We start from the raw sequence: 22727 nt of genomic DNA, 5'->3' as shown, positions 1-22727 counted from the left end.
CTTCAGCTTCGTACTCGGCTGATGAACAGCTCAATTCTTTCGCACAGCCCGGAGATCTGACGTTCTCTGATGGTCGGCCAGTCGAGGTGCTCGGCTCTGCTGGGAAGCTCGAAGCGGACATTGGCCGAGCATTGAAAATCGGCGCAGATCAGAGTTCCCACGGTGTTCCCATTACGACCTGCAGCGCCTGTCCGCCGAGCGACGTAGAGATAGACCACCGCCTCACAGCGGACGTCGCGGCACAGATCGCAGAGTACTTTGCGGAGCTTGCCGCTGCCCCCTTCGGTAGCGCGCAGTAGCAGTCCGATCAACCCTTCCGGGGTCGGGTAGATCAAATAGCCGCGCTGTGGCATCTTGGCATCTCGCCAGCCCAAGTAGTCCAGGTTCTCCCAGTCAGTCTGTTCGAAGTCGGCCGGGAAGTTGATCGCTTTGACTTCGCTGCGAGAGGCATTGATGAAGCTGCGCCGGATCTGTTCTTGAGTGTAATTTTGCATGTCGAATCCTTCAATCAGCTGAACTTTGTGAAACAGCCGAGATTTCTAGTCAGTGAAGCGAGACCGACATACTCAATGAGTGCAGCACAAAATAGCCGGTTCACGCTAAGGGCTCAAGGCGTCGACGACTGACTGAAGATTACCGAAGGGTTCAGCGGATCCTCGACGCGGAGCTCGAAGCGAAACAGGCCTGCAAGGCCAGCACCTCGCTCACTATGGCAGCGATTCGCATGCTCATACTCCGTTCAGAAAAGGACTCTTGATCTGCTGCCAGCTCAGGCGTTGCCGCGATTTCGGCAGCAGAGCAAGCTCGTGCAGATCACTCACCAGAGTAGCATTCTTGCCAGTGGCCCATTCAAGGAGCTGGAAATTCTCAGGAGGAAGAGCGCAATGCGAGCTGCAGTTCTACACCGATCTGACGCAGGTCAGCCCTATGCGCAGAGCCAGCCTCTGATCCTTGAGGAGCTGGAGGTGCCGCATCCTCGGGCCGGAGAGATTCTGATCCGCATCGAGCGGGCCAGCTTGTGCCATTCCGATCTCTCGGTGGTGAATGGCTCCCGACCTAGGCCCTTGCCGATGGCGCTGGGGCACGAGGCCGCGGGTATCGTTGTGGAGACCGGGGCCGGGGTGCACGATCTGCACGAAGGTCAGCGAGTAGTCACGGTCTTTGTGCCGGCCTGCGGCGCTTGCCGGGCCTGCACCGCCGGAAGGCCTGCACTGTGTTACCGAGGCGCCGAAAGCAATGGCAGCGGTGACCTGCTGCACGGAGAGGCTTTGCTGCGCTCAGCTCAGCAAGAACGGGTCAATCACCATCTGGGAGTATCGGCTTTCGCTGAGTACGCCGTGGTGGCCCGAGAGTCGGTGGTGCCGGTGGACGATGACGTTCCGGCCGAGATCGCCGCGCTCTTCGGCTGCGCCGCCCTGACCGGGATGGGCGCCGTCTTCAATACCGCCGATTTACAGGCCGGGCAATCGGTGATCGTCTTCGGTCTCGGAGCGGTGGGATTGGCTGCCGTGATGGCGGCGGCGATGGTCCCGGGGACCACCGTGATCGCCATCGATCCACTGGAATCCAAAAGAGAGCTTGCTCAGCGCTGTGGCGCTGCGCTGGTGGCTCATCCGACCGAGGCCGCCGCACTCGTGGCGGAGCATTGTGACGGCGGTGTCGATCTGGCCATCGAAGCCGTCGGTAGCGCCCGGGTGATGGAGAGCTGCTTAGGGCTGCTGTCCAGAGGAGGGGCGCTGGTCTCGGTGGGGTTGCCCGCCCCTGATCAGCAACTCTCGGTTCAGGCGTTGCAATTCGCCGGGGTGGGGAAGCGGCTTCTCGGTTCCTATATGGGGGATGCCGTGCCGGAGCGCGATGTGCCGCGGTACCTGGGTTTTTGGCGGGAGGGTCGGTTGCCGATCGAGCTGCTGCACACCGATACCAAGGCTTTGAGCGAGATCAACGAGAGCCTGGACGCATTGGCCTCAGGCGCGGTGGTTCGCAGGCTTTTCATCCCCGGGGAGTGAGTTGTTGTGATGCAGACCGAGCAGCCGCTGTATCCCTCGGGGAGCTACCAACTCCTGCTGGCGCATCGATCCGCTGCTTCGACATAGGCTGAGAGCATGAGTCTTAGCCTTCGGATCCCCATGCGATGGGGCGATATGGATGCCTACGGGCATATCAACAACGTTGAGATCGTGCGCATTCTGGAAGAAGCCCGGGTCCACGCATTCGGCCCTCCGGCGGGCACTGGCCTGCCCGGCATCGAGGTCGAACAACCGATCTTCGCTGATCTGCCCGAGGGCATCCAGGCCCTGGTGGTGGAGCATCGGATCAAGTACCTCTCACCCCTGCACTACCGGAATCTGTCGGCCAAAGTCGAGATCTGGGTCAGTGATGTGAAGGGAGCCAGCTTCACGATCGGCTACGCCATCTATGACGCCGTCAGCGGGGTGAAATGCGTTATTGCGGAGACCACGTTGGCGCTTTTCGATGAGCCGGCGCAACGCCTGATCCGGCTCAGCCCGGAGAAGAAACAAATGCTGTCCGGCTTGCTGGAAGACTCAAATTTTCGCTGAGCTTCGCGGGCAGAACTCTCCCGCCAGATAGTCCTCGGTGGGCAGCTTGCAATTCAGCACGGCCTCCGCGATGAGAGCTATTTGCCGCACGGTGTCCAGAGCGTCGACGGTCCTGGACAGAATCGTCATCACCAGGCCATCTTCAATGCCGAGCAGCAGATGAGCCAGCTCCTGGGCCGGAATGATGGTTCGGAACTCCCCCGTAGCAAGGCCTTCCTCGATCACCGCCAGATATAAGGATTCCTGCTTCTCGGTCAGACTGTCCTCGACGACCTTCATCTCCGGATCGCGGATGCTCATACTCCAGAATTCATAGAGCACGATGGATAGATCGTCATCGAGTCCGCCGGTGACTCCGGTATAGATCAAGGCGGCTAATTTGGCGCTCGCTGATCCGTGGGGTTTCGCCATGGCTGCTTCCAGCCGACTGATGAATTCGCTGGCCGTGGCGCTTTGCAGATCGCGGATCAGCGCATTCAGATTGGGGAAGTAATAGAGCGCCGCCGAAGGCTCCATCTCGGCTTCGGCGGCGATGGCTCGCAGTGTGGTCCCGGTTGCCCCCTCGCGCACGGCGACCGTCTTCGCAGCATTGAGCAGGCGCTGACGTTGTGCGATTTGAGTACTGGGTCGAGGCACAGCTCAAGTCTGCCCTAATCCCGGGCTCTTGACTTCGGACACGAGCAACTCAACTGAATCTATTTTTGTTGGAGGTTTTCAGCCGGTGAACAACCGTGAGATTTCCGCGCAGCAGCGACACTGACTTCTCGATTCCTCAAGACATAGCTGTTTTCCAGTGTTTGGTGCGAAGATCGGAGAATGGCTGAAATGATTACCCTGGACAACGAATTATCCGCATATCTCGTCGAGCCTTCCGGCACCCCTCAGGGCGCACTCATCGTGATTCACGAAGTGTGGGGCCTGGTTCCGCACACCAAGGATGTCGCCGATAGATTTGCCGCGGAAGGCTACCTAGTGCTGGCTCCTGATCTGCTCTCAGATGCAGGCCTTTCCCCGGAAAGAGCGGAGGAGGTTCAAGCCCTGCTTTTCGATCCTTCGATCAGTCAGGAAAAGAAGGCCGCCGCGCAGCCGATGCTCCGAGAGCTGCTGGCTCCGATACGTTCCGAGGAATTTGCCGCTAAAACCCTAGAACGAGTGAAAGTCTGTTTCGATTACCTGGCGGCCAGGGCCGAGAAGGTCGCTATCACCGGATTCTGCTTCGGTGGCACCTATGCCTTCTCGCTCGCGGTTCACGAACCTCGGCTGGCCGCAGCGGTCCCTTTCTACGGTCACGCTGATTTCAAGGTCGCGGAATTGAAGAACATCACTGCCCCCGTGCTGGCATTCTATGGCTCCACCGATGAGCCACTGATGGTTAAATTACCGCAGTTGGAGCAAGACATGGCGGAGGCCGGTGTGGATTTCACCGCCGTCGTCTATCCAGAGACCGGTCATGCCTTCTTCAATGACTCCAACCAGTGGGTCTACCGGCCGGAAGCCGCAGAGGATTCCTGGGCCAAGACTTTGGAATTCCTGGCAACCAAGCTTCAGGCATAGCTCAGGGGATCAAGCGAGACCTTCGGCTCAGCCGTCCAGTTCTGGCTGCTGAGCCGAAGGCCTTCAACTATCGATGACCTGCTGAAGCAAAGCGCCGTATTGCTGGATGAGCTCCTCGGGCGGAACCTCGGAGAACAGCCCGAGGCCCCTCATGCCGGTTCCGAAACCGATCAGCAGGCTCATCACCAGTTCTGCCTTCTGGTGGTGGACGCCGAGAATCTCGCGTAGCCGTGCCAGGTATTGGGTGCGCACTTCCCGCCGAGCTTCCTCCTTATCCGGGGCGTCATGCACCCGGATCGCTGCCATCGCCCAGGGCTCCGCGTGTTGGGCTTCACGACGTTCCACAAGGCGCCGTGCCAGATGAAACCCCAAAGGCTCTCCGGACCAGTTCTCATAGCTCGGCGCGGCGGGTGTTGCAGCGGCGTAGAGCAGGGCTTTACTGCCCATGGTTTTCATCACCATGGCGGGGGAATAACCGGCTTTAGCCGCCACCTCCTTGATGGTCACTGCGGTATAGCCTTGTTCGCCGAAGAGCTGCTGAGCGGCGCTAATAATGGCATCCCGGGCATTCATGATCCGACCAGCTCTGCCGAGGGCAGCTCATCGAAATCCACCACCGAGGATTGCGAAGTCAACAGAACCTGCCGGCTAGCTGCCAGTGAAGCGCCGGACGCCAGAGCGGTGAGAATATAGCGGCCGGTCTGCGGCAGCGGCATCTCATAATTGCCCTCGGCGTCGGTCCTCGCCGAGTCGACGAATTCACCGGTCGGCCTGGTCAGGGTGACCAGCGCCTGTGGCAGTGGCAAGGTGGCAGAGCGCACTGTGCCACTGAGGGCTAGGCGTTCGGAAAGCCGGATCGTTCGATCACGCTCGCCGGCGCTGAAATCGGCGACTTGCGACGTCGGGGCCCAACCTTCCGCAGCGGAAATCACTAGGTAATGACCGGGTCCCGGCAGGACCAAGGTGTATTTGCCGTCATTGTCGGCGCGGCACCAATCGGCCGGACCGCCGTCCAGATCGAGCGCCGTCACCACGGCATTGCGCACCGCTCTGCCAGCGGGGCCGACCACGATGCCGCGCACCACGATTTCGTCATCAGCCATTTGCAACTCGGTTTCCCCGGCGACAGTGGGGAGTGCTCCTGTGCTGGATTTCAGCGGAGTCTCAGCGCCTGGAATCACCTTGAGCGCACCGGTTGCGGTGCTCAGGGCCTTTGCCGCCGGAATGAAGACCGCGACGGCGATGGCTGCCAGGGCAGCGATCGCGGCCAACCAGAATACCGTGGTGAAGGCGTTCAGTGTCGGCATCGAGACCCCGCCGTGCTGAGTGACGAGGCCGGTCAGGATCGCGGCGATGACGGCGCTCGCGGTTGAGGTGCCCACCGCGCGGAGCAGAGAGTTGAGGCCGTTCGCCGAAGCTGTCTCGGTGATCGGCACCGCCCGCATAATGAGGGTCGGCATAGCGGCATAGGCGATCGCCGTACCCACGCTGACCGCGGTGGCACCCAAGATGACCATCCACACCTCCCCGGTCAGGAAGACTCTGGCCACATAGGACAGCGCCAGCACGCTGACTCCGATGATCAGCGTCGTCTTAGCGCCGAAACGTTTGGTCAGCCCCGCGGAGATCGGCGCAAAGGCCACCATCGCCAAGCCCGAAGGCACCATGCACAAACCAGCCACGGTGACCGCTAATCCGAAACCGAAGCCGCTGCCTTCTGGCAATTGCAGCAACTGGGTGGTTGCGAGCATATTCGCATACATCGAGAAGCCGACCAGCAACGAGGCGATATTGGTCAGCAGTACAGGGCGGCGCGCTGAAGTACGCAGATCCACCATCGGCTGGCTGACCCGCAGTTCATAGGGCACCCAAGCGGCTAAGAAAACCGCTGCGGTGACGAAGAGCAGGATGACCGGCTCGCTCGTCCAGCCCCAATGCCCGCCCTTGGAGATTCCCAGCAGCAGGGTGGTGAGCGCCACCGAGAGCAAGACCGCGCCGAGGTAGTCGAAGCGGCCGTGAGTGCGCAGTTCCGATTCGGGGACCACGGCCAGCACGCCGATGATCAGCAAGATGCCGACTACCGTGCTGAGCCAGAAAATCGCTTCCCAGCCCAGGTTCTGGTAGATCAGTCCGGAGAGGGGCAGCCCGAGTGCGCCGCCGATGCCCAGCGTGGCGCTCATCAAGGCGACGGCGGAAGCCACCCGTTCCTTGGGCAACTCATCGCGGAGAATCGAGATTCCCACCGGGATGAGCGAGGCGGCGAGCCCTTGGAAAGCCCGGCCGACGACGAGCCAGCCGAAGGACTCACCGACGGCGCAGATGATGGAGCCGATCACCATGGTCACCATGGCGACGAGCATCATTCGTCGCTTGCCGTACATATCCGCCATTCGGGCGACGATCGGCGTTGCCACCGCGGCGGTGAGCAGGGTCGCGGTCACCAGCCAGGAGACATCGTCGGGGCTGGTGCGCAGAATCCTCGGAAAATCGGGGAGCAGCGGGATCATCAAGGTCTGCTGCAACGAAACGACAGTGCCGGAGAGACAGAGAATGGTGACGATAAGCCAGGTGGGCCGACGTGCGGTGATGGTCTTAGTGCTTTGCAAATGCGCGGGCACAGGAGGTCCTAGCGTAGGGGGTGAATGAGCGTTCACTGTCAAGTGAATCATAATTAACTTGCCTTTGGCAACTAAATTTGAAGTGAATTGCACTACTTCGCTCGCCGCCAGCTGATCAAGAATTGCCGGGTGGAGGACCGTGTTCGTCTTTAAATCGTCTTTTACGTTGCATGGCATCGTTGTCTATCTCTCAGATGTGCTAGCGGGTTGAAGCCGCCACGTAGGCTAAGAGGATGCAAAACGAGGGGTGGAGACAATCAGCCGCGGACGCGCAGCACAGTACTAAGGGTGCTTATGTGCATGCTGGGGAGGAATTCACTCGGGATACCAATTACATCGAAGACAGAATCACCCGTGCCGGCGAGCCCGGAGCTCGGGGTGAAACCGGTTGGCCAGTGGAACTGGGGCGGTATCGGCTGGTGGTTGCGCGAGCTTGCCCCTGGGCGCATCGCGCGACCATAGTGCGACGTTTGCTCGGTTTGGAGGACGTGATTTCCTTGGGAATCTGCGGGCCGACTCACGATGCGCGCAGTTGGACTTTTGATCTTGATCCGGGTGGCGAGGATCCTGTGCTGGGTATCGAGCGCTTGCAGCAGGCCTACTTCGCCCGCTTTCCCGATTACCCTCGCGGCATCACGGTGCCCGCTATTGTGGACATTCCTTCCGGTGGGGTAGTGACCAATAATTTTCCGCAGATCACCTTGGATTTCAGCACGGAGTGGTCTGAGTTTCATCGACCAGGAGCCCCACAGCTCTACCCTGAGGAGTTACGCGCGGAGATCGATGAGGTCAACCGGCGAATCTTCACCGAGGTGAACAACGGGGTCTATCGCTGCGGTTTTGCGGGTTCCCAGCAGGCTTATGATAAAGCCTATCAACGGCTTTTCGCGGCTCTTGACTGGCTTAGCGAGCGGCTCGAGAAACAGCGATATCTCGTGGGTGAAACGATTACCGAAGCGGATATCCGGCTCTTCACCACCCTGGTTCGCTTCGATGCGGTGTATCACGGGCATTTCAAATGCAATCGCTCGAAGCTCACTGAGATGCCGGTGCTCTGGGCCTATGCGCGTGATTTATTTCAAACACCTGGCTTCGGCGACACGGTCAACTTTGAGCAGATCAAGCAGCACTACTACATAGTGCACACTGATCTGAACCCCACACAGATCGTGCCGCAAGGCCCGGATGAGGCCGGTTGGACGACCGTGCACGGTCGTGAGGCGCTCGGTGGTCGTCCTTTTGGCCAAGGCACGCCGCCCTCCCGAACTGCGAGCGAGGGATGAATTGATAGAAGAACGAACAGCGGGGGTTGTGGCATTGAAGAATGTGGAACTGGAGGGCCGGAAAGTTAAGAATCAAGAAATGGATGAAGTCGAATGGCTGTCCACCCAAGAGCGTCGTACCTGGTTGGCTCTCATCTCGACCTTCTGGACGTTGCCGCGAGAATTCGATTCGCTTTTATTGCGTCGAGCAAAGCTCACTCTGTTCGACTACACCGTCCTCGTCGGATTGAGTGAGGTGCCCGACGGGCAGCTGCCGATGAGTGAACTCGCCTCGCGGACGATGGCTTCGCTTTCCCGGCTTTCCCATGTGGTGAGCAAGCTTGAAAGGCGCGGGCTTCTGATACGAAGTGCCCACGAGGAGGATGGTCGGGTAACCACAGCGAGCATCACCAATCTGGGCCGCGAGCTTCTCCAGGAAGTGGCACCGGATCATGTGGCGCATGTTCGACAGCTGGTTTTCGAACAGCTCAGCTCGGCCGAGTCGGTCCAGCTCGACAAGCTGCTGCGAAAGGTCCTGCTCGGTGTGAACCCGAAACTGTGGACGCTCAGCGATGAGGCCACCATGATCGAGGAAAAGTAACCTTTGCCACATTTGAATAATTAGGGCACATCTTTGTTTTCTATTCGGGAGCACTGCGCTAGCCTTAGTTAGGTTTGGATTACCTAACAGAAAGCTTGCCGTGAAACTCTCTCGCACCCATCGACTCCTCGGTCTGGGGACCGCCGTCGTAGTCGCTGCCCTTGCCCTGAGCTCATGCTCCACCGGAAGCGTGGCTTCAGGTGACAACACCACCGCGCCGAGTTCCGCCAGTGCTCAGTTCCCGGTGACCATCAAGCATGTCTTTGGTGAAACCACGATCGAGAAGCAGCCTCAGCGAGTGGCTACCGTGTCCTGGGTGAACGATGATGTCGCTCTCGCCCTCGGCGTGGTGCCGGTCGGCATGCCCAAGGTGGAATGGGGTGGTGACGCTCAGGGGTTGACGCCGTGGAAGGCTGAAGCGCTGAACAAGCTGGGTGCTTCGCTGGGCAGCGAGAAGGCGCCGAAGATCTATTCAGAAGCCGACGGGGTCAACTCCATCGAGATCGCTAAAACCACACCCGATGTCATCCTGGCCGCGTATTCGGGGCTGACCAAGGAGGACTATGACAAGCTCTCCAAGATCGCTCCCGTGATCGCCTACCCGGACAAGGCCTTCGGCACCTCCTGGCAGGATTCCACCACCTTGATCGGTCAGGCCCTGGGCAAGACCGCCGAGGCGAAGGAACTGATCGACAACACCGATAAGACCTTCAAAGACGAGGCCGCAAAATTCCCGCAACTGGCTGGTAAGACTTTCATCTCCGGCAATCTGGAACCAGGCAAGGCCGACGGCGTGAGCGTCTACACCGATTTGGATAACCGGCCGAAGTTCCTCAGCAGCCTGGGCCTCAAGCAAGCTCCCGTGATTGAGGCTGCAGAGAAGAACTCGAAGGAATTCTTCCTGCCCTGGTCGCTGGAAAAAGCCAATGAACTGAACTCCGATGTCTTCGTCAGCTGGGTCTCGGATGCTGGGGCCAAGGCAGCGATCGTCAAGGATCCGCTGCTCAGCCAGGTTCCCGCCATCAAAAAGGGTGCCCTGGTCGCCGATCCGGACAAGACTCTCAACCTCGCCATGTCGGCTGCATCACCGCTGAGCATCCCCTGGGTGCTGGATAAATTCGTCCCGCAGCTCGCCGCTGCCGTTGACGCAGGCTCGAAATAAACTCATGACGGCGGTCATCCCGGCGGCGGCAGGTCACGGCGCTTTGCAGCCTGCCGCCTCGGGATGGACTCTGCAGAACAACCTCACTCGATGACTATCTCAGCCTCCCCGCATTCCCGGACTCAGCGACCGGGCGCCCCGGACTCCTCGGTACTTCACTCGGCGCCGCCGCAGAGCCGCACACCGCTGAGCCGTAAGGCCCTGGTGCTGCTGGTGCTCGTGGTGATCCTGGTCGTGGTGTTGCTCTCCTCGGTGGCGATCGGTGCCCGCTTCATCGCGCTACCCAGCGTGCTCGACGCGCTGGCCCACCTGAGCCAGAGCGACGGCGGGGACTGGGACGTGGTGCACGAACGGATCCCGCGGACCGTGGCCGGATTGCTGGTCGGCGCTTCGCTGGGTCTGGCGGGTACAGGAATGCAGGGCGTCGCCAGGAATCCCTTGGCCGATCCGGGGATCCTCGGGGTCAATGCGGGAGCGGCGCTCGCCGTCATCATCGCCGTGGTGTTCTTCGGGGCGGGCACCGTGAGCGGCTATATCTGGTTCGCCTTCATCGGCGCGGCGATTGCCGCCGTCGTGGTCTACGCGGTAGCCAGCCTGGGCAGGGAGGGCGCGACGCCGGTCAAATTGGCGCTCGCCGGAGCCGCACTCACCGCGGGGCTGGGTTCCTTGCTGAACGGTTTGCTGGTGACCAATCAGGACGCGCTCTCCTCCTTCCGCAATTGGCAAGTGGGTTCCTTGGTGAGTAAGAACTGGGATCAGATCCTCTCGGTGCTGCCTTTTATGCTGCTCGGGATGATCATCCTGCTCTGCACCGGCAGAGTGCTCAATGGCCTGGCGCTGGGAGACGATCTGGCCCGCGGCCTGGGGCAGAATCCAGCGCTGGGCAGGTCGATTTCGGCGATCGGCGTGGTGCTGCTGTGCGGCTCGGCAACCGCTGTGGCTGGCCCTATCGGCTTCATCGGATTGATCGTGCCGCACCTGCTGCGAGCGCTGATTGGCACCGACTACCGTTGGCTGTTGCCGTATTCGGTGATCACCGCGCCCATTGTGCTGATCGCGGCCGATGTGCTGGGGCGGGTAGTGCTGCTTCCCGGCGAGGTTCCTGCCGGGATCATCTCGGTGATGATCGGTGCTCCGGTCTTCATCTGGCTGGTCCGCAAGCGCAAGGCGGTGACCCTTTGAGTGCGGTGACCCAACAGCCGCCGGTTTCCTCCGAACCCAATTCAGCTCTTCCGGAGAATCCTTTAGCGAGGCTGCGTGCCCTGCGTAGTAAGCAGCGCGGCAAAACAGCTCTGCTCTGCGCCTGCTTGGCGCTGCTGGTCTTCGGACTGCTGGCGGTCAATATCCTGCTGGGCAGTTTTACCGTGACTATCCCGGATTTCTTCGCCATGCTCTTCGGTAAGCGCATTCCGGGGGCGAGCTTCATTGTGATGGAGAACAAGTTCCCCCGCGCCTTGCTGGGACTTCTGGTCGGCCTGGCCTTCGGCGCCGCAGGCAGTATCTTCCAGACTCTTTTGCGCAATCCGCTGGCCAGCCCGGACATCATCGGCATCTCGCAGGGCGCCAGTGCCAGCGTGGTGACGGCGATCGTTTTCTTCGGCGCCGGCGGTGCCGTGGTCTCACTGGTCTCCATGGCTGGCGCCGTGCTGATCGCGCTACTGGTGATCGCCTTGGCGGGCCGGAACTCTGGTGGAAAACTGATCCTGATCGGCCTGGGCGTCTCCGCCATCATGAGTGCTTTCGTGACCTTCGTCTTACAACGTGCCGACACCAATCACGCCCAGGAGGCGATGCTTTGGCTGACCGGTTCACTCAACTCAGCCAATTGGGATCGGGTTGGTGCGCTGAGCGTGGGCCTGATGCTGCTGGTGCCTTTCATCCTGTTGTTGGTTTCTCGCTTGGCTGCGCTCCAGCTGGGGGATGATTCGGCTGCGGGCCTGGGGGTTCCGGTGGGCCGCACCCGGACCGGACTCATCGTGGTCGGGGTGATCCTGGCTTCGCTGGCCACGGCTGCCGCGGGGCCGGTGGCTTTTGTGGCCTTCCTGTCCGGGCCGATTGCGCGCAGGTTAATGGGAGGCAGATTCTCCCTGCTGGCCGCTGCCTTAGTGGGAGCAGCCATTGTGCTGGCCGCCGACTATGTCGCGGCATATTTGATTCCTGGCGGCAACGCGCTTCCGGTGGGGGTAGTGACCGGAGCGCTCGGTGCGCCATTTTTGCTGTGGCTGCTGATCAGCAGTAACCGACGAGGGAACGGTGCCTGATGACGAGGGAGAGAAAAGAGTCGATGCCACGGAAAACTGATCCGCCCACTGCTCAAGTGGCTGAAGAGCTGCCCAGTCTGAGTGCGGCCGGAATCTCTCTGGGCTACACCGAACGTCCGGTGGTCAAGGATCTCAGCGTGGAACTCCCCGCCGGGCAGGTGACGATGATCGTCGGAGCCAATGCCTGCGGTAAATCGACGCTTTTGCGCGGTCTGGCCCGGTTGTTGAAGCCGAGCACGGGTTCGGTATTGCTCGATGGTCAGGATATTCATCAGCAGTCGGCCAAGCAGGTGGCCCGTAAACTCGGTCTCTTGCCGCAATCTCCTACCGCCCCCGATGGGATCACCGTTTCCGAACTCGTCGGTCGCGGACGCTACCCTCACCAAGGCTGGTTCAGGAAGTGGAATAAGGACGACGACCTCGCCGTCGCCGAGGCGCTTTCGGCGACCGACACCTTGCAACTCGCGGAACGCGACGTCGATGAGCTTTCCGGCGGTCAGCGGCAACGCGTCTGGATAGCGATGGCTTTGGCACAGCAGACACCGCTCTTACTGCTCGATGAACCGACCACCTATCTCGATATGGCCCACCAGGTCGAGGTGCTCGACTTGGTCACTGAATTGAATCGCCACCGTGGCACCACCGTGGCTATCGTGCTTCACGAACTGAATCTTGCTGCGCGCTATGGAGATCATCTGATCGCGATGAAAGCCGGTCAGATCGCCGCTCAGGGCAAACCGAGTGATGTGCTGACCGCTCAGCTGGTTCGGGAGGTTTTCGGGCTTGAATCGGTGATCGTGCCCGACCCGATCACTGGCGCGCCCATGGTGGTGCCGCAAGGGCGGCAGCATTCCAAGACGCTCAGTGCCTTTCCGGACAGCCCGGCAGGCCTGAACCAAGAGATTTCAAGCGAGGCCTCTAGCGCTTCCACAGCAACGTCATCCATCCGTTGTGCGGCTCATCATTCTGCCGCCGTCAGCTCTGAGGGGGCAGAAGCATGAGCGCCAATGCCGAGCAGATTGAGGAAACGCCACTTCAGGGCGGTGCCATTCGTCAAGCTCCGGAGCTTCAGCCGATCATGGCTTTCGAGGTGGAGGTTGCTAGGGTGCGCAGCCTGAGCCCGCACTTTAAGAGGATCACCTTTTATGCTGAGCAACTCCGTCAGTTCGGGGCCAATGCCGAGGGCCAGACGCTGGATTTGCGGATCAAGGTGATGATCCCCTCCGCGGGCCATCCACTGCCGGACTTCGCCGCACTGATGGAACTGCCGGGGATGAGCTGGTACCAGAGCTGGCTGCGCATGGATCAGCACAGCCGCGGATTCATGCGCACCTACACGGTGCGGGAAGCCCGCCGGGAGCTCGGCGAAGTGGATGTGGATTTCGTCTTGCATCCTCCGGTGAACGGTGGCCCCGCTGGTCCTGCGGCGAGCTGGGCCGAGCAGGCCGCGGTGGGCGAGAAGATGGTGCTGATCGGCCCCAACGGCTTAGCCGGCCCCTGCCTCGGCATCGAATTCAAGCCGGGTGCTTCCCGGCGGCTACTGCTGGTGGGAGACGAGACCGCCGTCCCGGCCATCGCCGCCATCGTGGAAAGCCTCGACCCGGAGACGACCGGAACTGTCATCCTGGAAGTGCCTGACGCCGCAGACTTCCAGGACTTCAGAGCCCCGGACGGCGTGAGCATCCAATGGTTGTCCCGAGCCGGTCAGCATGGCATCGGGGAACATGGCGCTGTGGAACATGGCGCTGTGGAACATGGCGCTGTGGAATATGGCGCTGTGCAGCACGGAGCATTGCTTGACGCTGCGGTCCGCGCCGCAGTGCTACCCGGCTCGCATATCGCCCCGGTCGAGCTAGAGGATGTCGACGTGGATCAGGAGATCCTCTGGGACACCCCGGAAGACGACGGCGCCGGCCAGGCCGGCGCCGCGCCAGCCGAGCGGGGCTGTGCGCAGCTGTACGCCTGGATCGCCGGTGAAGCCGCGGTGATCCGGGAGCTACGGCGTTACCTGGTGCGCGATGTCGGGATGGACCGGCATCAGGTCGCCTTCATGGGGTATTGGAGGATAGGTAAGGCCGAGAGCTGAGGGCATCCTGGTGGCGCGGCCCGCTGGTGACTCAACTGCTAGGGGCGCAGCAACACCTTGATGGCCCGCCGTTCGTCCATCGCCCGGTAGGCTTCCGCTGCTTCGCTGAGCGGCAGTTCCAGATCGAAAACTCGTCCCGGCCGCAGGCTGCCGTCAAGGATCTCGGGCAGCAATTCGGGAATGTAGGTGTGCGCCGGAGCGATTCCGCCGGCCACGTGAATATTCGTTTCGAAGAGGTAACGCAAGGGGAGTTCCGGCCCACCCGCGGGAACTCCCACGTAGCCCAGATGCCCACCGGCCCGCAGCACACGCAGGGCCTGATCCATCGACTCTTTGGTGCCCACGCACTCCAAGGAGCAGTCCGCGAGGCCCCCGAGCAGCTCCTTGATCTTGGCGATGCCCTCCTCGCCGCGCTCTGCAACGATATCGGTGGCGCCGAACTCAAGAGCCAGCTTCTGCCGATCCTCGTGCCGGGACATCATCACAATCCGCTCAGCGCCTAAACGCGCGGCTGCCAGCACGCCTGAGAGTCCGACCGCGCCGTCGCCGACCACGACGACTGTCTTACCGGGGCCGACCTCCGCTGACACTGCTGCATGGTGGCCCGTGCACATCACATCGGCCAGGGTGAGCAGATCGGGGATCAATTCCTCCGGGGGCATCTGCTCAGTGGCGATCAGCGTGCCGTCGGCGTAGGGCATTCTGACGTACTGGCCTTGAGCGCCGTCGACCGGCAGGCCGAAGCCATCGGTGGCGCCGAAACTGGCGCCGTGCTCACAGGCCTGGGTCCAGCCGTTCCGACAATTCACGCAGCTGCCATCGCTGATCGAGAAGGGGGAGATCACGAAGTCTCCAGGCTTGACCGTGCGGACCTCGGATCCGATTTTTTCGACCACCCCGACTAGCTCGTGCCCGATCGGGTGCGGTTCCTCGGTGGGCCTGATTCCGCGATAAGGCCACAGATCTGAACCGCACACGCAGGCCGCCAGTACCCTGACCACGGCGTCCGAGGGATGCTGGATTTCTGGCTTCGGGCGTTCATCGACGCGGATGTCCTGTGGGGCGTAAATCATCGTGGCAAGCATGGTAACTCCTGTTCGCAAAGGGCTTCAGCAGGCAATGCTACTCCCGCTGGCTGAAGCCGCGCCCGGAGGTCAGGGAGCGTTCTGCCGCAGTAGAACCGAAAGCCGCTGTTGACGACGAAAATCTCGCGGTGAGAGTCCCTCGAGTTGCTTGAAGAAACTCGAGAAGTTCGAGCCGTCGCGGAAATGCAGAATTCGAGAGAGCTCCAGGACTGAGACCTCGGAGTGCGTGAGGTAGCGCTTCGCCTCCAAGTGCACTCTCAGATCGATGATCTGCTTCGGGCTCATCGAGGTGGCTTCCTGGCAGGCATTTCGTAGGGTCCGCAGCGAGACTCCCAGCTCCTTCGCGTACCAGGCGACGTCACGGTGCCGATCGAAATTCGCTTCGAGGGTCGCCCGGAAGCGCTTGTGATGCTGATAGCCAGGAGTACTATCTGATGCGGTCGGCGAGGAACTCAGGTTGAGATGCAATAGCATCGCGGAGAGCTGATGATGCAACAGCGCCGCACGGAGTTGGTCGCCGCGGCGTGCGGTCGGGTAGCTTTCTAACAACTCGAACTGGCAGCTGAAGGCCTGCGCCAGAGCACTGCCCAGCCTCCAGTGATTGTTCTCGTAAGGAGAAGGCAGCGAAGCAGCGAGCTGCGGGCTCAGCGCATCGGGTTTGAACAAGACGCAGTGCCCTTCCGCGGCGTTCAGATCGCCCCAGAGGACCAGCTGTCCCGGATGAATCAGCAGCAGTGAGGCGGGCCGTAGCTCGATCCGGTGGAAATCCACCAGCTGATCCAGCGCTCCCGAGTCGATGTAGAGCAGGATGAAGAACTGCGGCCTTTGCGGGCTACGGAATTCGCCGGGCGGTGCTTGTTCACGCAACGTGCTCAATGCCAGGGTCTCCACCCCGCCAGCTGAATTCGGATTGTCGAAGAACTCGACTTCTCGGGGCTGAGCATTGCCGATATTCACCCGAGATTTGCCGATTTGCATATTAATCATTGGATCACATGCCGAAAAATGCACAAACTAGCAGATCGGCAATTCTTCGAAGGGCTGATAACGGCTATCGAGATTAGAGGGGTATTGTGCAAAAATCATCGACCGCTTACCGAGCGATCTGGAGTGTCGGTCTGGTCCTGGCCTTAGCTGGATGCTCCACCGCTGCGCCGCAGCCATCAGGTTCCCCGGCGTCATCCCCGGTCACTGTTGATCCGAGTGATCCGGCGGATCCGGCGACGCTGCGTGCGGAGAAGAACAAACAGCTCGCCCAGGATTTCTACCGGTTGGCTTTCGACCAGCGGAAGCCCGATGAAGCAGCGGCTGAGTATCTCGGTTCCAGCTACCTTCAGCACAATCCGGGTATCGCGGACGGGGCGGCTGGCTTCGTCAAAGGAATCGAGGCGCTGCTCGCTCAGTCTCCGGAACTTACCACGGTGCGGCATCGGGTCTTCGCGCAGGGCGATCTGGTGGGCATGCAGAGCTCGATGACCCTCAAGGCCGGGGGCCCCGAGCAGGCTGTGATGGATATCTTCCGCTTCGATACGGACGGGAAGATTGTGGAGCACTGGGACGCCATCCAGGAGGTTCCGGCGAAGAGCGTGAGCGGTCGCACTATGTTCGACGGCCCCACTGAGATAAAGCAGGTGGCCGCTTCAACCCTGCAACGCAATACCGAGACGGTGAAGGGCTTCTTGGAACTCGCCTTCAACCAGGCGAAGGCTCAGCAGGCGGTGGATGACTTCGTCGGCGCCGAATACCTGCAGCACAACCCGAACATCGCCGATGGCGGGGCTGCCTTCGTGGCCGCTTTCGCCGGAGCGAGCCCGCTGAACGGAGAGAAAGCGACGAAATTCCCCAGGTTCATTGCCGAAGGCGATTTCGTGATGGCCCAGACCTTCGCGCCCTCGGGCAAGGGCCTGGCTGGCTCGGGATCGATCGATGTCTTCCGACTCGATGCGAACGGAAAGATTGTGGAGCACTGGGACGCCGTGCAGGACTATCCCGAAAAAACCGTCAGCGGCCATACCGTCTGGGACGACGGCGAGTAGCGGCGGTCCCTGGTCTGAAACTCAGGATGAACCTCGTATGACACTGGCAGACCAGGCAGTCCCGGCATTGGGGGTCGGGGCTGCCGACTCGTTCCTTGGCGAATCAGCCCCGGCCCTTCCGAGAGCCAAATGTTCAGAGAACACCGAAAAGGAGAGAAAGATGAAGATTTTCACGATAGCCCTGAGTGCCCTGGTGGTCGCCGCCGGCGGCGTGGTCGTTGCGCAGCCCGGCGCTGCGGAAGCCGCCGTCGGGCAAAACCCGCAGGCCGCCGTCGTTAGCCAGCACCGGCCGCAGGCGCCGGTGGTCCCGCAGGGCCTGGCGGGCCGCGTGGTGGAGGTGAAGTTCGATAACGGTGCTGCGAGTACCCTGACTTTCTCCAAGGACGGGAAACGGGTGACCTATCTGGACCTCAGCAGCGGCGAGGCGCCCACTGTTCCGGTGAGCGTGGTGAAGAATGCCAAGGGTCTCTTCCTGGTCACCTGGTACGAGCCGGCCACCGGCTACACCGTGAGCCATCTGCAGAACTACAACACCGGTACCCTGAGCTCCACCTGGACTTACCTCGATCCGGCCACCGGCCAGTACGTGGTGGAACCCCACCAGGGAACCTTGAAGCTACGCCGCTAGAAGGTGGTTCTAGCTCAGCGCCCGCGGACCGTGAGCACCGGGCAATCAGCCTCCAGGATCACCTGCTGAGCCATTGAGCCCAGGAAGAGCTTCATCACGGGTGAGCGCTTCCTGGTGGCCAGCACGATCAATTCAGCGGAGTGGGTCTCGGCGAGTTCTAGGATCTGCTCCGCTGAGTTGTCCCGCGCGGAGACCAGTTCGAAGTCCAGCCCAGCGGCTCGCAATTCGGTGGAGATCTCATCGAAAGCTTGCGGTGAGGAGTATACCGGGGTGCCGCTCGCGTCCCCTTGCGTGCTCACCGCGATGACCTGGGCGCTCCGCCAGAGAGCCTGCTGAGCGGCCTCCTTAATGGCGGCTGCGCCGTCGTCGCCTTTGACATGAGCCAGGATGATGGTGGGCATCTGGATTCCTTTCGAGGGTTCAGGGCGGGTGATGCGGAGGATCAGCGACCGAAGGGGATGGTTCCGACCAGGACGCCGACGGCGAGCATCACCAGGGAAACCACCAGGGCCCGCCAGAGCACCTTTTTGTGATGATCGCCCAGATCGACATTGGCCAGTGAGACCAGGAGCAGGATGGCCGGCACTAAGGGACTCTGCAGGTGCACGGGCTGCCCGGTGATCGAGGCCCGGGCCATCTCCACCGGTTGAATACCGTAGTTCTCCGCCGTCTTGCTGAGCACCGGCAGGATGCCGAAGTAGAAAGCGTCGTTGCTCATGAAGAAGGTAGCGGGGATGCTGATCAGGCCGCAGAGCACCGCGGTGAACGGCCCGAGCGAGGGCGGGATGATGTTCACCAGCCACTGCGACATGGCGTCCACCATGCCGGTGCCGCTGAGCACCCCGGTGAGCACCCCGGCGGCCATCACCATGGCGACCACGGCGACCACCGAAGGCGCATGGGCGATCAATTGCTTGGCCTGATCGTGCACCTTGGGGAAGTTCACCAGCAAGGCGATCGCGCTACCCAGCATGAAAACATAGGGCAGCGGAATCAGGTCCAGCACCAGCATCACCATGATCAAAACGGTCAGGCCGAGGTTGAACCAGATCAGCTTGGGGCGGAGTGTGGGGCGGCCCGGGTCCAATACGGTGTCCGCCATCGCGGAATCCGCCGGATCGGCTTTGGCCTTGACCAGCTGCCCGGCATTGCCGAGGGCCTTGCCGAGACCGCCACCCAGCGGGCCCTTGCCGGTCTTAGCGTCCAGGCCGGTTGAGGAGGAGATGGTTTCGCCCGCGCCGGGTGCCCAGGCAATCGGGTCGAGTGCGCGCAGCCTCTTGCGTTCGCCGACGCCGAGCAGCCAGGCGAAGACGAAGGCGACGGCGAGCCCGGCCAGCAGTGAGGGGATCATCGGCACGAAGATGTCCGTGGCCGAGACATTGAGCGCGGAGGCGGCGCGGATCGTCGGGCCGCCCCAGGGCACGATATTGAGTGCGCCATTAGCCAGTCCGGCAACGCAGGTGAGCACCACGGGGGAGATGCCCAGCCGGAGGTAGACCGGCAGCATAGCGGCGGTGGTGACGATGAAGGTGGTGGAGCCATCGCCGTCGAGTGAGACGGCTGCGGCCAGGATCGCGGTGCCCAGTACCACCTTGGCCGGGTCGTTGCCGAGCGCCTTGAGAATGAAGCGCACCAAGGGGTCGAAGAGCCCGACGTCGATCATCAACCCGAAGTAGATGATCGCGAACATCAGGAGCGCCGCGGTGGAGGACATCCCGCCGATCGACTTCATCACCATATCGCCGAGGTTGTGGTCCTCACCGCCCCAGAGCAGGCCCCCGGCGAACAGGCCGAAGACCGTGGGTACCAGGATGAGGGCCAGCACCGGCGTCATCCGTTTGGTCATGATCAGCACCATGAAAACAGCGATCATGAGAAAGCCGAGAACTACCAGCACGTTTTCTCCCGTTGGTTGCGACGTCGTTGTCCGTGTTGCGGTGGCTATGCCCCCGTGTTTATTGCCCCCGGAGGGCTGTAGTCCCGGGGCGGTTGGGCCGCAAGGGCTTCTCCGTTCCCGGGGCTGGCCAGCCTTCACACGGGCCGACCTTTCAAGACCCTAATACATGTCGTGGGTCACATTCGGTTTGCGAAGATAAAGCAGCGATCTGCTTGTTTACCGGGTTCTGCGCATTGTGCTCAGCTTATGTGGTTACTAGACATTTCAGTGCCGCTGTTGGAGCACCAGAGCCCACTGAATCCTGCGATTCGGTGGGCTGGAATGCCTGGCCCCAGCCAACTTCAGGATTCAGTGGGGTCAGCTAAGGCGGTTGGGCGAAAGTGCTTTTCATCGCGGGTAGGGAAGCAACTCATCGTTTCACTCGTAATGAAAAGGTCAGTCGGGCTCATCCCTGCACGCAGGGAAACAACATCAAGTTTCGGCAGCTGACCATCGCCGACCTGGGCTCATCCCTGCACGCAGGGAAACAACACCTCCAATAAACCGCCCATCGTAATGTCTAGGGGCTCATCCCTGCACGCAGGGAAACAACGACCCGTACAGTGCTTTCAGGCCGGCCAGCTCGGGCTCATCCCTGCACGCAGGGAAACAACTCGGCTAGCTGCTGCTTTGTCGAGGATGATCTGGGCGCATCCCTGCACGCAGGGAAACAACTGTCTGCCTCTTCTGCCCTGGCTGCTGCGGCGGGGCTCATCCCTGCACGCAGGGAAACAACATAGCGCGCTTGTGGAGTCGTCGCAAGGGCGTGGGCTCATCCCTGCACGCAGGGAAACAACACTATGGTGTGCACCGTTTTCATTGGTCCTGGGGGCTCAGCCCTGCACGCAGGGACACAACGGTGCCCCGCGTGGAGACAAGCCCGAGTTGCCGGGGTCATCCCTGCACGCCGGGAAACAACGTTGACCGTCTCGGGAAGGTCATCGGTGCCGAGGGCTCATCCCTGCCCGCAGGGAAACACCTGGCTCCAGTCCTGCCCCCCTGGCTCAGCTGGCGGGCGCATCCCTGCACGCAGGGCAACAACGTTGAACGGGTCGGTACGGTCATCGGTGCCGCGGGCTCATCCCTGCTCGCAGGGAAACAACCAGGATGAGAACATCATCAACCTGAGCAAGCAGGGCTCATCCCTGCACGCAGGGAAACAACGCGCTCATGCTGGCACCTTCTCAGCGCGCTCAGGGCTCATCCCTGCACGCAGGGAAACAACTTGACGTAATCAGCGTCAGTGAGAACTCCACCGGGCTCATCCCTGCACGCAGGGAAACAACGGCTGGTAGCTGGCCGGTTTCGCCGTGGCGACGGGCTCATCCCTGCACGCAGGGAAACAACCGGCACGAGTTCGTTGCTGACGTATCCAGACAGGGCTCATCCCTGCACGCAGGGAAACAACGTTTCCGCCTCAGCATTGACAGTGCGCCGGAAGGGCTCATCCCTGCACGCAGGGAAACAACCCAAAAAGTTGCCCGCTTATCATTGTTTGAGTGGGCTCATCCCTGCACGCAGGGAAACAACGACTTTTCGAAACGCATAGAGACGGCTGGTGTGGGCTCATCCCTGCACGCAGGGAAACAACACTACTTGACCTGCGGTTTTACTGCCGGTAAGCATGTTTTGCATTCACTTTAGCGGATGCTTTAACTCAGCGTGGATACGTCTCTATGCCTTCTTTAGGTCTTAATCGGAAGGGAGCCGCTCACAGGATGTGAACGGCTCCCTTCTGGAGAGCTTTTTACCAGCTCGACTTCTTGATGCCGGGCAGCTCGCCACGGTGCGCCATGTCGCGGAAACGAACGCGCGAGATGCCGAACTTCTGGAAGGTGCCACGCGGGCGACCGTCGATGACGTCGCGGTTACGCAGACGGATCGGGGAAGCGTTGCGGGGCAGCTTCTGCAGGCCCAGGCGGGCAGCTTCGCGCTGCTCGTCGGTGGACTCCGGATTGACCAGAGCCTTCTTCAACTCGAGGCGCTTCTCAGCGTAGCGCTCGACAATGACCTTGCGCTGCTCGTTACGAGCAATCTTCGACTTCTTAGCCATCTCTTAGCGCTCCTCTCGGAATTCGACGTGCTGGCGGATCTTGGGATCGTACTTCTTCAGAACCAAACGGTCTGGGTCGTTACGACGGTTTTTGCGGGTTACGTAGGTGTAACCGGTGCCCGCAGTGCTCTTCAGCTTGATGATCGGACGTACGTCCTTGTCTTTTGCCATTAGAGCTTCACCCCACGAGCGAGAATTTCGGCGACGACGGCGTCAATACCGCGGACATCGATGGTCTTGATGCCCTTTGCTGAGAGCGTCAGCGTCACATTGCGACGCAGGGAAGGAACCCAGTAACGCTTCTTCTGAATATTCGGGTCGAACCGACGCTTATTGCGACGGTGCGAGTGCGAAATGCTATGCCCGAAGCCCGGCTCAGCTCCAGTCACTTGGCAGTGTGCTGCCATGATTTGCCTCCATTGATTGTGTATTTGTCCACGCAAAGCGACGTCCAGCACGATCTAGAGTGAAGTTTCACGGAGTGCGAAAGCACCTTCAGAATCAGCTAGCAGAGGGTCCGTGCAACGTGAGCCCCTAACTACCGGCTGCCGATTTTTCGGCCACCGGAGCAATTGCCCGAGTTCCACGCCGCTTAGCGCCTTACAAGTTTACCGACAAGACGGGGATTAAAGCGAATTTGCGAGGGTGGTTGCGATGCCTTGAGCTGTCCAATGTGGGCATTAGAAAACTTTCCGCGTCAAATCACACTAGGCTTATGACTGCTGCACATCGCTTCCTGGCTTGATGCTTGGATGATCCTTTATGGTCGTTTTGTTGCAGTAACAAATCCCTGCATACCCGCAGGGCTCTATTAATAAATTTATTTAAACTTATGTTCATTCTCTTGAAGATACTAAGATTAGTAATAATAGCTCTTTACGTGGAGG

The 22727-nt window shown here is 60.9% G+C and carries 23 protein-coding genes and 1 CRISPR repeat array; of the genes, 12 read left to right on the top strand and 11 right to left on the bottom strand.

Going from position 1 to position 22727, the window contains the following annotated elements; translation table 11 throughout:
- Window positions 1-2 precede the first annotated feature (2 nt).
- Window positions 3-494, bottom strand: coding sequence for an FBP domain-containing protein (locus tag ABDK06_RS06990; protein WP_394940246.1), 492 nt, complete (start codon window positions 492-494; stop codon window positions 3-5).
- 390 nt (window positions 495-884) lie between these two features.
- Here ABDK06_RS06990 and ABDK06_RS06985 point away from each other — a divergent pair, with 390 nt between their 5' ends.
- Complete coding sequence (locus ABDK06_RS06985) at window positions 885-2006, top strand: alcohol dehydrogenase catalytic domain-containing protein (protein ID WP_394940245.1); 1122 nt, start codon at window positions 885-887, stop codon at window positions 2004-2006.
- A gap of 96 nt (window positions 2007-2102) precedes the next feature.
- Entirely contained in the window at window positions 2103-2558 is a 456-nt protein-coding gene (locus ABDK06_RS06980) for an acyl-CoA thioesterase (protein WP_394940244.1), read from the top strand.
- On the opposite strand, the gene ABDK06_RS06975 is transcribed toward ABDK06_RS06980, so the two are convergent.
- Window positions 2544-3194, bottom strand: a complete 651-nt coding sequence (locus ABDK06_RS06975) for a TetR/AcrR family transcriptional regulator (protein ID WP_394940243.1) — start codon at window positions 3192-3194, stop codon at window positions 2544-2546. The two genes, ABDK06_RS06980 and ABDK06_RS06975, sit on opposite strands and share 15 nt — an antisense overlap.
- Window positions 3195-3374: 180 nt before the next feature.
- On the opposite strand from ABDK06_RS06975, the gene ABDK06_RS06970 reads away from it, so the two are divergent.
- The gene (locus ABDK06_RS06970; RefSeq protein WP_394940242.1) at window positions 3375-4112 is read left to right on the top strand and encodes a dienelactone hydrolase family protein; all 738 of its coding nucleotides are present in this window, start codon (window positions 3375-3377) and stop codon (window positions 4110-4112) included.
- 63 nt (window positions 4113-4175) lie between these two features.
- On the opposite strand, the gene ABDK06_RS06965 is transcribed toward ABDK06_RS06970, so the two are convergent.
- Window positions 4176-4685 (bottom strand): TetR/AcrR family transcriptional regulator, encoded by a 510-nt coding sequence (locus ABDK06_RS06965; protein ID WP_394940241.1) that lies wholly within the window; start codon window positions 4683-4685, stop codon window positions 4176-4178.
- On the bottom strand, window positions 4682-6730 hold the full coding sequence (locus tag ABDK06_RS06960) for an MFS transporter (protein WP_394940240.1): 2049 nt from the start codon (window positions 6728-6730) through the stop codon (window positions 4682-4684). Before ABDK06_RS06960 ends, ABDK06_RS06965 begins: the two co-directional genes overlap by 4 nt.
- 233 nt (window positions 6731-6963) lie before the next feature.
- Between ABDK06_RS06960 and ABDK06_RS06955 the strand changes: the two genes are divergently transcribed.
- The 7 genes from ABDK06_RS06955 to ABDK06_RS06925 all read left to right on the top strand — a co-directional run bounded on the left by ABDK06_RS06955 (window position 6964) and on the right by ABDK06_RS06925 (window position 14102).
- Window positions 6964-8013 carry a glutathione S-transferase family protein gene (locus tag ABDK06_RS06955; protein ID WP_394940239.1) on the top strand — a complete coding sequence of 350 codons (1050 nt, stop codon included), beginning with the start codon at window positions 6964-6966 and terminating at the stop codon, window positions 8011-8013.
- A gap of 79 nt (window positions 8014-8092) precedes the next feature.
- Window positions 8093-8593 carry a MarR family winged helix-turn-helix transcriptional regulator gene (locus tag ABDK06_RS06950; RefSeq protein ID WP_394940238.1) on the top strand — a complete coding sequence of 167 codons (501 nt, stop codon included), beginning with the start codon at window positions 8093-8095 and terminating at the stop codon, window positions 8591-8593.
- A 100-nt stretch (window positions 8594-8693) separates the two neighbouring features.
- Window positions 8694-9755, top strand: coding sequence for an iron-siderophore ABC transporter substrate-binding protein (locus tag ABDK06_RS06945; protein WP_394940237.1), 1062 nt, complete (start codon window positions 8694-8696; stop codon window positions 9753-9755).
- Window positions 9756-9845: 90 nt separating this feature from the next.
- Window positions 9846-10937 (top strand): FecCD family ABC transporter permease, encoded by a 1092-nt coding sequence (locus ABDK06_RS06940; protein ID WP_394940236.1) that lies wholly within the window; start codon window positions 9846-9848, stop codon window positions 10935-10937.
- A 5-nt stretch (window positions 10938-10942) separates the two neighbouring features.
- Entirely contained in the window at window positions 10943-12016 is a 1074-nt protein-coding gene (locus tag ABDK06_RS06935) for a FecCD family ABC transporter permease (protein ID WP_394940813.1), read from the top strand.
- 23 nt (window positions 12017-12039) lie between these two features.
- Window positions 12040-13017, top strand: a complete 978-nt coding sequence (locus tag ABDK06_RS06930) for an ABC transporter ATP-binding protein (protein WP_394940235.1) — start codon at window positions 12040-12042, stop codon at window positions 13015-13017.
- A complete protein-coding gene (locus tag ABDK06_RS06925) occupies window positions 13014-14102 on the top strand; it encodes a siderophore-interacting protein (RefSeq protein ID WP_394940234.1) in 1089 nt (362 codons plus the stop codon). Before ABDK06_RS06930 ends, ABDK06_RS06925 begins: the two co-directional genes overlap by 4 nt.
- A 38-nt stretch (window positions 14103-14140) precedes the next feature.
- Here the strand turns inward: ABDK06_RS06925 and ABDK06_RS06920 are convergent, their stop codons facing one another.
- A complete protein-coding gene (locus ABDK06_RS06920; protein WP_394940233.1) occupies window positions 14141-15187 on the bottom strand; it encodes a zinc-dependent alcohol dehydrogenase family protein in 1047 nt (348 codons plus the stop codon).
- 69 nt (window positions 15188-15256) lie between these two features.
- Window positions 15257-16174, bottom strand: a complete 918-nt coding sequence (locus ABDK06_RS06915) for an AraC family transcriptional regulator (protein ID WP_394940232.1) — start codon at window positions 16172-16174, stop codon at window positions 15257-15259.
- Window positions 16175-16260: 86 nt separating this feature from the next.
- On the opposite strand from ABDK06_RS06915, the gene ABDK06_RS06910 reads away from it, so the two are divergent.
- Together ABDK06_RS06910 and ABDK06_RS06905 are read left to right on the top strand one after the other, a co-directional pair.
- On the top strand, window positions 16261-17223 hold the full coding sequence (locus tag ABDK06_RS06910) for a nuclear transport factor 2 family protein (RefSeq protein WP_394940231.1): 963 nt from the start codon (window positions 16261-16263) through the stop codon (window positions 17221-17223).
- A gap of 160 nt (window positions 17224-17383) precedes the next feature.
- Window positions 17384-17851, top strand: coding sequence for a MoaF-related domain-containing protein (locus ABDK06_RS06905; protein WP_394940230.1), 468 nt, complete (start codon window positions 17384-17386; stop codon window positions 17849-17851).
- Between the two features lie 14 nt (window positions 17852-17865).
- Here ABDK06_RS06905 and ABDK06_RS06900 read toward each other — a convergent pair whose 3' ends face one another.
- The 5 genes from ABDK06_RS06900 to rpmB form a co-directional block, all read right to left on the bottom strand.
- Window positions 17866-18252 carry a universal stress protein gene (locus tag ABDK06_RS06900; protein ID WP_394940229.1) on the bottom strand — a complete coding sequence of 129 codons (387 nt, stop codon included), beginning with the start codon at window positions 18250-18252 and terminating at the stop codon, window positions 17866-17868.
- A 41-nt stretch (window positions 18253-18293) separates the two neighbouring features.
- Window positions 18294-19748, bottom strand: a complete 1455-nt coding sequence (locus tag ABDK06_RS06895; protein ID WP_394940228.1) for a CitMHS family transporter — start codon at window positions 19746-19748, stop codon at window positions 18294-18296.
- A 441-nt stretch (window positions 19749-20189) separates the two neighbouring features.
- Window positions 20190-21378: direct repeats of the CRISPR family, unit length 29 nt; unit sequence GGGCTCATCCCTGCACGCAGGGAAACAAC.
- 156 nt (window positions 21379-21534) lie between these two features.
- Window positions 21535-21840 (bottom strand): 30S ribosomal protein S14, encoded by a 306-nt coding sequence (rpsN, locus tag ABDK06_RS06890; protein WP_394940227.1) that lies wholly within the window; start codon window positions 21838-21840, stop codon window positions 21535-21537.
- Between the two features lie 3 nt (window positions 21841-21843).
- Window positions 21844-22011 (bottom strand): 50S ribosomal protein L33, encoded by a 168-nt coding sequence (gene rpmG, locus ABDK06_RS06885; protein WP_003798558.1) that lies wholly within the window; start codon window positions 22009-22011, stop codon window positions 21844-21846.
- Window positions 22011-22247, bottom strand: coding sequence for a 50S ribosomal protein L28 (rpmB, locus tag ABDK06_RS06880; protein WP_394940226.1), 237 nt, complete (start codon window positions 22245-22247; stop codon window positions 22011-22013). Before rpmB ends, rpmG begins: the two co-directional genes overlap by 1 nt.
- Between the last annotated feature and the right edge of the window lie 480 nt (window positions 22248-22727).

Origin of the sequence: Psychromicrobium ferritrahens (assembly GCF_043789415.1) — a bacterium.
In the GTDB taxonomy this organism is placed as follows: domain Bacteria; phylum Actinomycetota; class Actinomycetes; order Actinomycetales; family Micrococcaceae; genus Renibacterium.
This window is presented reverse-complemented; position numbering and strand designations above follow the sequence as displayed.

Coding starts and splice junctions, on each gene's coding strand:
- ABDK06_RS06990 (WP_394940246.1), bottom strand. CDS start 494: ATGCAAAATTACACTCAAGAACAGATCCGGCGCAGCTTCATCAATGCC.
- ABDK06_RS06985 (WP_394940245.1), top strand. CDS start 885: ATGCGAGCTGCAGTTCTACACCGATCTGACGCAGGTCAGCCCTATGCG.
- ABDK06_RS06980 (WP_394940244.1), top strand. CDS start 2,103: ATGAGTCTTAGCCTTCGGATCCCCATGCGATGGGGCGATATGGATGCC.
- ABDK06_RS06970 (WP_394940242.1), top strand. CDS start 3,375: ATGGCTGAAATGATTACCCTGGACAACGAATTATCCGCATATCTCGTC.
- ABDK06_RS06965 (WP_394940241.1), bottom strand. CDS start 4,685: ATGAATGCCCGGGATGCCATTATTAGCGCCGCTCAGCAGCTCTTCGGC.
- ABDK06_RS06955 (WP_394940239.1), top strand. CDS start 6,964: ATGCAAAACGAGGGGTGGAGACAATCAGCCGCGGACGCGCAGCACAGT.
- ABDK06_RS06950 (WP_394940238.1), top strand. CDS start 8,093: ATGGATGAAGTCGAATGGCTGTCCACCCAAGAGCGTCGTACCTGGTTG.
- ABDK06_RS06940 (WP_394940236.1), top strand. CDS start 9,846: ATGACTATCTCAGCCTCCCCGCATTCCCGGACTCAGCGACCGGGCGCC.
- ABDK06_RS06930 (WP_394940235.1), top strand. CDS start 12,040: ATGCCACGGAAAACTGATCCGCCCACTGCTCAAGTGGCTGAAGAGCTG.
- ABDK06_RS06925 (WP_394940234.1), top strand. CDS start 13,014: ATGAGCGCCAATGCCGAGCAGATTGAGGAAACGCCACTTCAGGGCGGT.
- ABDK06_RS06920 (WP_394940233.1), bottom strand. CDS start 15,187: ATGCTTGCCACGATGATTTACGCCCCACAGGACATCCGCGTCGATGAA.
- ABDK06_RS06915 (WP_394940232.1), bottom strand. CDS start 16,174: ATGATTAATATGCAAATCGGCAAATCTCGGGTGAATATCGGCAATGCT.
- ABDK06_RS06905 (WP_394940230.1), top strand. CDS start 17,384: ATGAAGATTTTCACGATAGCCCTGAGTGCCCTGGTGGTCGCCGCCGGC.
- ABDK06_RS06900 (WP_394940229.1), bottom strand. CDS start 18,252: ATGCCCACCATCATCCTGGCTCATGTCAAAGGCGACGACGGCGCAGCC.
- rpsN (WP_394940227.1), bottom strand. CDS start 21,840: ATGGCTAAGAAGTCGAAGATTGCTCGTAACGAGCAGCGCAAGGTCATT.
- rpmG (WP_003798558.1), bottom strand. CDS start 22,011: ATGGCAAAAGACAAGGACGTACGTCCGATCATCAAGCTGAAGAGCACT.
- rpmB (WP_394940226.1), bottom strand. CDS start 22,247: ATGGCAGCACACTGCCAAGTGACTGGAGCTGAGCCGGGCTTCGGGCAT.